This is a genomic window from Chitinophaga sp., from assembly GCF_035564935.1.
Lineage (GTDB): Bacteria > Bacteroidota > Bacteroidia > Chitinophagales > Chitinophagaceae > Chitinophaga.
Genome location: NZ_DATMTE010001090.1, coordinates 1 through 7712, shown reverse-complemented (window position 1 = coordinate 7712; position 7712 = coordinate 1). Strand labels below are relative to the sequence as shown.

Below are 7712 nucleotides of genomic sequence, written 5' to 3'. Positions count from 1 at the left end.
CGTTACTCATTTTTAATTATTAACCATTTAATTGCTATGTTGATTTTGAAGAACCAGCGGATCATTGCATTATTAGTAGCCTTGCTGGCCGTTATCCAGGTAAGTGCGTGTTCACGCGCCACCCGTGCGGCAGACAGCAGTAATGCAGGCGCCGGCATGGATGAACAGATCCTTTATTACACCAATAAGTTCCGCGCTTCCAAAGGTTTAAAACCTTTAGTGCTGGATGCTACCATCAGCCAGCAGGCCCGCCGCCACAGCAAGGATATGGCTAACGGCAGCACCGGGTTTGGCCATGAAGGTTTTGAAGAACGGGTAGCCAACGTGTCCAAAAAAATGGGCCGCGTAGCCAGCGCCGCTGAAAATGTGGCTTATGGCACCCTTGATGCGCAAGCCGTAGTAAACGGCTGGATCAAAAGCCCCGGACACAGGAAAAATATGCTGGGCGATTATACGCTCATTGGTATCGGCACCGCGGATAAAGGGAGGATCACCTTCTTTACACAGGTGTTTATCAAACAGTAATTTAGAAAGATAGGGGGCAGCAGCAAGCTGTCCCCTTCCTTTTTTTCGCATTCTTTCTGTAATTTGGCCCCATGGAAAAGAAAAAGATCATTGAGGTAAGTAACCTGGTGAAGAAATACGGGGAGTTTACCGCGGTAAAAGGAATCAGCTTTGAAGTGTTCGAGGGAGAGATCTTTGGCCTGCTGGGGCCTAATGGCGCCGGCAAATCCACCACCCTGGAAATTATTGAAACCCTCCGGGAGAAAACATCCGGCAAAGTGATGGTAGGAGGTTATGACCTCGACAAAGATCCCAATGATATCAAGAAGATCATCGGCGTACAGCTCCAAAGCTCCGGTTATTACCCCGGGCTGAATCTTACAGAACTTATCGAAATGTTTGGCGGCTTATATAATCAGCCGGTGGAGCCCATGAAGCTCCTGGCGATGTTTAACCTGGAAGATAAGGCCAAAGCAAAGTTCAAGGAGCTTTCCGGCGGGCAGAAACAACGGTTTTCCATTGCCACTACCCTCATTAATAAACCACAGATCATATTCCTGGACGAACCTACCACCGGCCTGGACCCCCAGGCACGCCGCAACTTGTGGGATCTTATCCAGGAGGTACGCCGCCAGGGCACTACCGTGGTGATCACCACGCATTATATGGATGAAGCAGAGTTCCTGTGCGACCGCTGCGCGATTGTAGACAGTGGCCTTATCATTGCCATCGACTCACCGGATGCACTGATCGACAAACTGGTTTCTTCAGGCTTTGAAAGAAAGAAAGAAGTGAAGAAAGCAAACCTGGAAGATGTGTTTATTCACCTGACGGGGAAAGACTTACGCGAAGAATAAATCATGGAATCACTTAAATATCCTATCGGCCGCTTTGAAGCATTACCGGGTTACACCCCGGAAATGTTGCGTGGTTTTATTAACGATATCCGTTACCTGCCCCAGCTGGTGGAGATTGCAGTGCAAAGCCTGGACGAATTTCAGCTGCAAACGCCTTACCGCCCCGAAGGATGGACGGTAGCGCAGGTGGTACACCACCTGGCCGACAGCCACCTGAACGGGTATACCCGTATGAAGCTCGCCCTCACGGAAGATCAGCCGGTGATAAAGCCTTACGAGGAACACCTGTGGGCAGAACTGCCGGACGTGCAGTTGACGCCTGTTAATGTATCCATTACCCTGTTACATGCGTTGCATCAGCGCTGGGTAAGCCTGATGGAGCATTTGCAGGAGAGCGAATGGGAACGCACTTTTATACATCCTGCCAATGGCACCCGGCATAACCTGAAAACCCATGTCGCCAATTATTCCTGGCATGGTAAACATCACCTGGAGCATATCCTGCGCCTGAAAGAACGAATGGATTGGTAAAGCATTGTTATTATGAATATGGATTGGAAATTACTTTCATCGGAATATCTTTTTAAAGACGCATGGCTTACAGCACGCATAGATACCTGCGAAACTCCCACAGGCAAAATTGTAGCGCCTTATTATGTACTGGAATATAACAACTGGGTAAATGGGGTAGCTCTCCGGGAAGACGGGCAGGTGATCATGATCCGGCAGTTCCGGCAGGGAGTAGGCAGAACATTGCTTGAAATCCCCGGCGGTACTATGGATCCTACAGACCCTGATCCCTTATTTGCCATGAAACGCGAAATGCTGGAAGAAACCGGTTATGCGTTCAAGGAATGGGTATCGCTTGGCACCATTGCTCCCAATACAGCCTCCAGCAACAATTATACGCATATGTTCCTGGCCACGGGCGGTGTAAAGGTACAGGAGCAACAGCTGGATCATAACGAAGAAATTGAAGTAGTGATCATGCCCCTGGAAGAATTACAGCAACTGTTACTGGACAACAAAATAGTACACAGCCTGCATACCACCTGCATCTTCTATGCGTTGCTGTATCTCGGTAAAATGACGATGAAATAATTACATCACCTCCGCTACAATAAAGAAGCTGCCGCAAACAAGGATCATATCGTCTGGTTGGGCATGTTGCCTTGCTGCCTGCAATGCCGCCTGCACGGAAGGATAAGCATGTCCCTGTAACCCGCTCAGGGCCGCCATTTCCGCCAGCGCCACTTCATCCATCGCACGGGGGATCTGTGCTTTACAGAAATAATAATGTGCAGTGGGAGGGAACAGGGGCAGTACTTTCTCTACTTCTTTATCTTTCACAAATCCTGTTACGATATGCAGCTGCTGGTAATTAACATGGCCCAGTTGCTGCATCACTTCACGGATACCGGCTTCATTATGCCCTACATCCAGTACCGTGAGCGGGTGGCGCTGAATAATGTCCCAGCGGCCGCGGAGGCCCGTTAGTTTTTTTACATGGGATAGCGCGTGGGTGACATGATCCCAGGTAATATGCCATCCGTTTTGCTGTAATATTTTCACGGCAGATAATACGCCCATCACATTTTTTTCCTGGTACTGCCCGTTCAGATCCAGTTGCAAACGGTGCATCTGTTGTTGTCGTGTATCCAGTAACGTTATAGTGAACTGGTTGCTTTCGATGGCGCCGGAAGCTTCCAGCCATTCCTGGTCGGCAAAGTGGATAGGAGCGCCTGTTGTATTGGCAGTATTGATAAACACGTCCTGCACTTCCGATTGTGTTTCACTGATCACAACCGGTACACCGGCTTTGATGATCCCGGCTTTTTCAGCGGCAATTTGCGGGAGGGTATCTCCAAGGATATTTTTATGATCATAGCTGATATTGGTGATCAGCGATAGTTCAGGAGTAATCACATTGGTACTGTCTAACCTGCCGCCAAGGCCCACTTCCACGATGGCAATATCCACTGCTTCCTGCTGGAAGTAGCTGAATGCCATGGCTACGGTGAGTTCAAAAAAAGAAGGCTCGATGTTGGCGATATGTGTACGCATCCTTTCTGTAAAGTCCACTACAAAATCTTCCGGCACCATTTGCCCGTTGATGCGGATACGCTCCCTGAAGTCGAGCAGGTGGGGCGACGTATATAACCCGGTTTTATAACCGGCCTGCTGGAAAATGGCTGCCAGCATATGGCTGGAAGAACCTTTACCGTTAGTGCCGGCTACATGTATGGTTTTAAAGTGTTTGTGCGGTTGGTTCAGCTGATCCAGTAATGCAATGGTATTATGCAGATCTGTTTTAAACGCGCTGGCGCCTACCCTGGTAAACATGGGTAGCTGTGCATAGAGATAATCCAGCGTTTCTTTGTAAGAGGCCATATCAGTAATTATTAACTACCGGGCAATCCAACTGGTTGTTACGTTTTTTAAATAAGCCGCCACCGTTGCCCCGTTCTAACATGCTTGAATTTAAGCGCAAAGCTACGAAAGCATTTGCACGATCAATATGTCTTTGAAAGAGGTTGGTAAAAATTGTGCTGGAGCCGATCAGGAGCGGGCCTATACGGATACCGGCGCCCACATCGGCCTGGCCGTTGCGGTTAATGGTGAATGGCATGTAGGCCCCGAAAAGGTAGGTTTCATACCGTGGCGTAATATTGAATTGTGTTAACGCATATGTTTTGGAAAGGTCCCTGTTGCCCGCTGTTAGTGCGATGACGGCATGTGCGCTGATGAAGAAGCGGCTGTCGATGTTATAATCACCCATCAGGTTCAGGGCGGTGGGGAGCATCATATTGAAAGTAGAGTCGGCGCCCAGTGGCGTGAAGTAGTTATTGAGCCGGCGGGCATATTGCTGCAGGCTTTCTTTATCGCGGTACTGGATGGCTTTTGGATCTACATTGTCTTTCACCAGGCTGAGGTTCGTGTTTACCGGCGACCTGTTATATTTTATTCTGCCGATGTCGGTAACGGAAGCGCCTATACGGAATTTGTAATCATCGGCGTCGGTGCCTTCGTAGGCGCCAAAGCCGCCGTTGTCGGGCCGGTATTCATAGATCACGCCTATATCTGCGCCGATGCCGTTATTCTGGAACAGGTGAAGGTTCTTTTGTGCGGGCGACTGCCAGTCGTCCAATTCCTTATTATAGCCGTAGTGTAAAGTACCGCTGGTGATAGTGGCGTCGCGGGAGGAGTTCAGGCGGAAGTCCACGTTTTTTACGGCAGCATAGCCCGCTGCCACACCGCTTAGCAGTTTCAGCGTAATGCCGGCTTTCCAGCGGCCGCTATAGGTTTCTTTGATAGTGCGTGCATAGCTGAAGCCCAGTTCATGCCATATATGGGAAGAAACGCCTGCCCTTGGAACGCTCAGGTTAGTGTTGATGTAGCCTGGGTTGGGAAAATCAACCCCAAAGAAATTGGCGATGGGGGTGGTGATGTTACCGCCGCTGCTGCTGCTGCGCATGCGCCATACAAAGGAAACGGATTGCTTTTCATCGATCGCGTATAATACGGAGGGTAATGCAATTTCCGCCATTTCCCAGCCCATTTGTTTCCTGTTGGCGCCTTCATCCAGAAAATAGTCCCGGTTCCGGACAAACGAATCAGGCCTGTTGAACAACAGGGATTTTGGTACGCTCACATAAGTATTACCTGCATTTACATCGGCACCAATAATATTTACATCCCATTTATAGCGATATCCGGCGGCGCTGGCCGGGTTGGAGAATACGCCGTAAATACCCGCATAGTTACTGTTATTGTAACCCGGGAAGGTTTGTGCCACAGCGGCCTGCATCAGCACAAGCAATATTGCAGTGCCGGAAAAGATACGGTTAAGTTTTACAATCATCGTTGGCGATAAAAAATAGGTTCCTCGAAATGACACAAAAAGTTTGCTCTTGTCTGTTGTTTCAGTCATAGGTAGAGATGTAGGAACGGTCAGACTTATAGATGAAGCTTTATTGTTCCGGGTCAGTTCCTGGCCCGGTAAAACAAACAGCTTCTTTTAAATCCGTATATATTATTCTGCTTTGAAAAAGAAGCGTATTACCCCAAACTGTTCTTCAGGTGCGTCGGGGTTAGCATTGTATTTCAGTTGTCCGCTGGAGGCAGCCTTTTTGGCTATCTCTATCAGGCGGGGGTTACTGATGGTAGATCCTTTCATGCTAAAAGTGGCAGATGTCACATTCCCTTTTTGATCTACTTTTATATTGATGGCTACGTAGCCTGTTTCAGTGCCGTCGTAAGTAACCTGTGGCCGGCCAATGAGGCTTCTTCCGTTCAGGTGGAAATCGGAGCGTCCGCCGCCGAGGCCACCGCCCGTATATCCACCGCCGTTAGGGTTGCCTCCCAACTGGCCCCTGTCGCCGGGTTTGCCGGTGTTGCCCTCTCCTGTGGCATTGTTAGAGCCATTGGCACTGTTGCCGCTATTGGCGCTGTTGCCGGTGCCGCCAGAAAATACGGCTTTAGGCTTTGGTGTTGGAGGTTTGGGCGCAGGTGGCGTTTCTGCAGGTTTCTTTGTTGGTTTAACCGGTTTTGGTTCTAATTTCTTTGGAATTTCTTTTGGCTTCTCTACCGGTTTTTCCGGTTTTTTTATTTCCGGTGCGTCTTCCTCATCCTGGGTAGCAATATCCTGCTGGGGTTCGGCGTTGGCAGGCGCTGTAGCTGCCGGGCTCTCTGCCGCTGCGGGCTCCGGAGCCGCCGCACTGGGTGGATTGGGGTTCAAAGGTTGTTCATCACCCATGCCATCGTCGGAAGTACCGAGATTCACTTCCATGCCCAGATCCTGGTCTGGCAGGGGGGGAGGAGCGGAAAAACCGGTAAATACCAGCGCCACTAACAGCAATGCATGTACGCCGATAGTGATCCCTAATGCCTGTATATTTTTCTTACCATTTTTTTCCTCCATGATAACCTTGTTGAGCGCGTGTTTAGACCAAAGTTAATGTTTTGATCCAGAAAAAATAATGACTCATCAAAAGATGAATTACGGATCTTTGCAAAAACTGTGCTGTTAATCCGATTACAGGAAAATATTTTTCACCGATTTTATGAACCTTGCCCGGCAAACGATCCGTCTTTATCAAAACGCCTATACTGGTCTGTCTCCCGCTACCTGGTGGTTGTCGCTTGTATTGCTGATCAACAGGAGCGGCACGATGGTCATTCCTTTTATGACCGTATATCTTACCCAACATCTTCACTTCAGCATTGCCCAGGCCGGCCTGGTAATGGCCTGTTTTGGTACCGGGGCGATTGTTGGCGCCCTTTTGGGCGGATGGCTGTCTGATAAGATCGGTTTCTACCAGGTACAGTTCTGGAGTCTTTTCTCTAACGGATTATTATTCATTTTATTGGGTCAGATGCGCACCTTTGAGCAAATATGTATCTGCGTATTTGTGATGAGTTCTGTGGGCGATGCCTTCCGGCCGGCCAACAGCATTGCCATTGCCGCCTACAGTGCCCCGGAAAACCGGACGCGGTCTTATGCCCTGAACCGGCTGGCGGTGAACCTGGGCTGGTCGGTAGGCCCTGCTATTGGCGGGATCCTGGCCAGCTTCAGCTATCAGCTGCTTTTCTGGGTGGATGGATTCACCTGTATGCTGGCCGCCATCCTGATGCGGATTTTCCTGCCGCCGGTACCAGCGCCGCCCAAGGCGGTTAAAACTGCTGTAAAAGCTGAAGATAAAGTATGGAGGGATCATATTTACCTGTGGTTCCTGCTGTTTGCTACGGTGAATGCGATTTGCCTGTTCCAGTTTTCCAGCATTGTACCCCTGTATTTCAAGGAAGTAATGCACCTGGAGGAATGGGCCATCGGGCTCAATATGTCGGTGAACGGGATACTGATTGCGCTGGTAGAAATGGTGATGGTATACCGCCTCGACGGGAAGATGCCAAACCTGGCTTTCGTGGCCCGGGGCGCTATGATGGTTTGTTTTTCATATATGTTACTTTGCTTCCTGCCGCCGGTATGGGCGCTGGCAGTGGTGTTTATGGTAGTGATCACCTTCGGGGAGATGTTCTGCCTGCCTTTTATGAACAGTTTCTGGATCGGCAGGAGCCGGGACCATAACCGGGGCCAGTATGCCGCGCTTTATACTATTTCATATTCCCTGGCCAATATTGTGTCGCCTACTACCGGGGCTTTCGTGGTGCAACATCTTGGGTTTAAGCCGTGGTGGGGAATTACGGCGCTGGGGTGTGTGTTGTCGGGAGGCGGGTTTTTGTGGTTGCAGAAAAGGCTGACTGGTAATAAGTAGCCGGTCAGCCTTAATATCTACAGTAAGATTTTGCATTCAAATATTTTGTGTCTTATCTGCACATAAACGGTGTAAC

Annotated in this window: 8 protein-coding genes; 5 read left to right on the top strand and 3 right to left on the bottom strand. The window is 49.5% G+C overall.

Annotated elements, in window-relative coordinates:
* The 4 genes from VN105_RS28130 to VN105_RS28115 form a co-directional block, all read left to right on the top strand.
* Nucleotides 1-525: CAP domain-containing protein (locus VN105_RS28130; RefSeq protein WP_325646538.1), on the top strand; the 525-nt coding region annotated here is incomplete at its 5' end.
* 71 nt (nt 526-596) lie between these two features.
* Complete coding sequence (locus tag VN105_RS28125) at nt 597-1361, top strand: ABC transporter ATP-binding protein (RefSeq protein ID WP_325646536.1); 765 nt, start codon at nt 597-599, stop codon at nt 1359-1361.
* Between the two features lie 3 nt (nt 1362-1364).
* A complete protein-coding gene (locus VN105_RS28120) occupies nt 1365-1892 on the top strand; it encodes a YfiT family bacillithiol transferase (protein ID WP_325646534.1) in 528 nt (175 codons plus the stop codon).
* 12 nt (nt 1893-1904) lie between these two features.
* A complete protein-coding gene (locus tag VN105_RS28115) occupies nt 1905-2462 on the top strand; it encodes an NUDIX hydrolase (RefSeq protein ID WP_325646532.1) in 558 nt (185 codons plus the stop codon).
* Here the strand turns inward: VN105_RS28115 and VN105_RS28110 are convergent, their stop codons facing one another.
* The 3 genes from VN105_RS28110 to VN105_RS28100 all read right to left on the bottom strand — a co-directional run bounded on the left by VN105_RS28110 (nt 2463) and on the right by VN105_RS28100 (nt 6282).
* Nucleotides 2463-3752, bottom strand: coding sequence for a folylpolyglutamate synthase/dihydrofolate synthase family protein (locus VN105_RS28110; protein WP_325646530.1), 1290 nt, complete (start codon nt 3750-3752; stop codon nt 2463-2465).
* A gap of 1 nt (nt 3753) precedes the next feature.
* Nucleotides 3754-5223 (bottom strand): DUF5723 family protein, encoded by a 1470-nt coding sequence (locus VN105_RS28105; RefSeq protein WP_325646527.1) that lies wholly within the window; start codon nt 5221-5223, stop codon nt 3754-3756.
* A 171-nt stretch (nt 5224-5394) separates the two neighbouring features.
* Nucleotides 5395-6282 carry a hypothetical protein gene (locus VN105_RS28100; RefSeq protein ID WP_325646526.1) on the bottom strand — a complete coding sequence of 296 codons (888 nt, stop codon included), beginning with the start codon at nt 6280-6282 and terminating at the stop codon, nt 5395-5397.
* A gap of 142 nt (nt 6283-6424) precedes the next feature.
* On the opposite strand from VN105_RS28100, the gene VN105_RS28095 reads away from it, so the two are divergent.
* Entirely contained in the window at nt 6425-7636 is a 1212-nt protein-coding gene (locus VN105_RS28095) for an MFS transporter (protein WP_325646525.1), read from the top strand.
* Nucleotides 7637-7712 lie beyond the last annotated feature (76 nt).

Coding starts and splice junctions, on each gene's coding strand:
- VN105_RS28095 (WP_325646525.1), top strand. CDS start 6,425: ATGAACCTTGCCCGGCAAACGATCCGTCTTTATCAAAACGCCTATACT.
- VN105_RS28125 (WP_325646536.1), top strand. CDS start 597: ATGGAAAAGAAAAAGATCATTGAGGTAAGTAACCTGGTGAAGAAATAC.
- VN105_RS28110 (WP_325646530.1), bottom strand. CDS start 3,752: ATGGCCTCTTACAAAGAAACGCTGGATTATCTCTATGCACAGCTACCC.
- VN105_RS28120 (WP_325646534.1), top strand. CDS start 1,365: ATGGAATCACTTAAATATCCTATCGGCCGCTTTGAAGCATTACCGGGT.
- VN105_RS28115 (WP_325646532.1), top strand. CDS start 1,905: ATGAATATGGATTGGAAATTACTTTCATCGGAATATCTTTTTAAAGAC.
- VN105_RS28100 (WP_325646526.1), bottom strand. CDS start 6,282: ATGGAGGAAAAAAATGGTAAGAAAAATATACAGGCATTAGGGATCACT.
- VN105_RS28105 (WP_325646527.1), bottom strand. CDS start 5,223: ATGATTGTAAAACTTAACCGTATCTTTTCCGGCACTGCAATATTGCTT.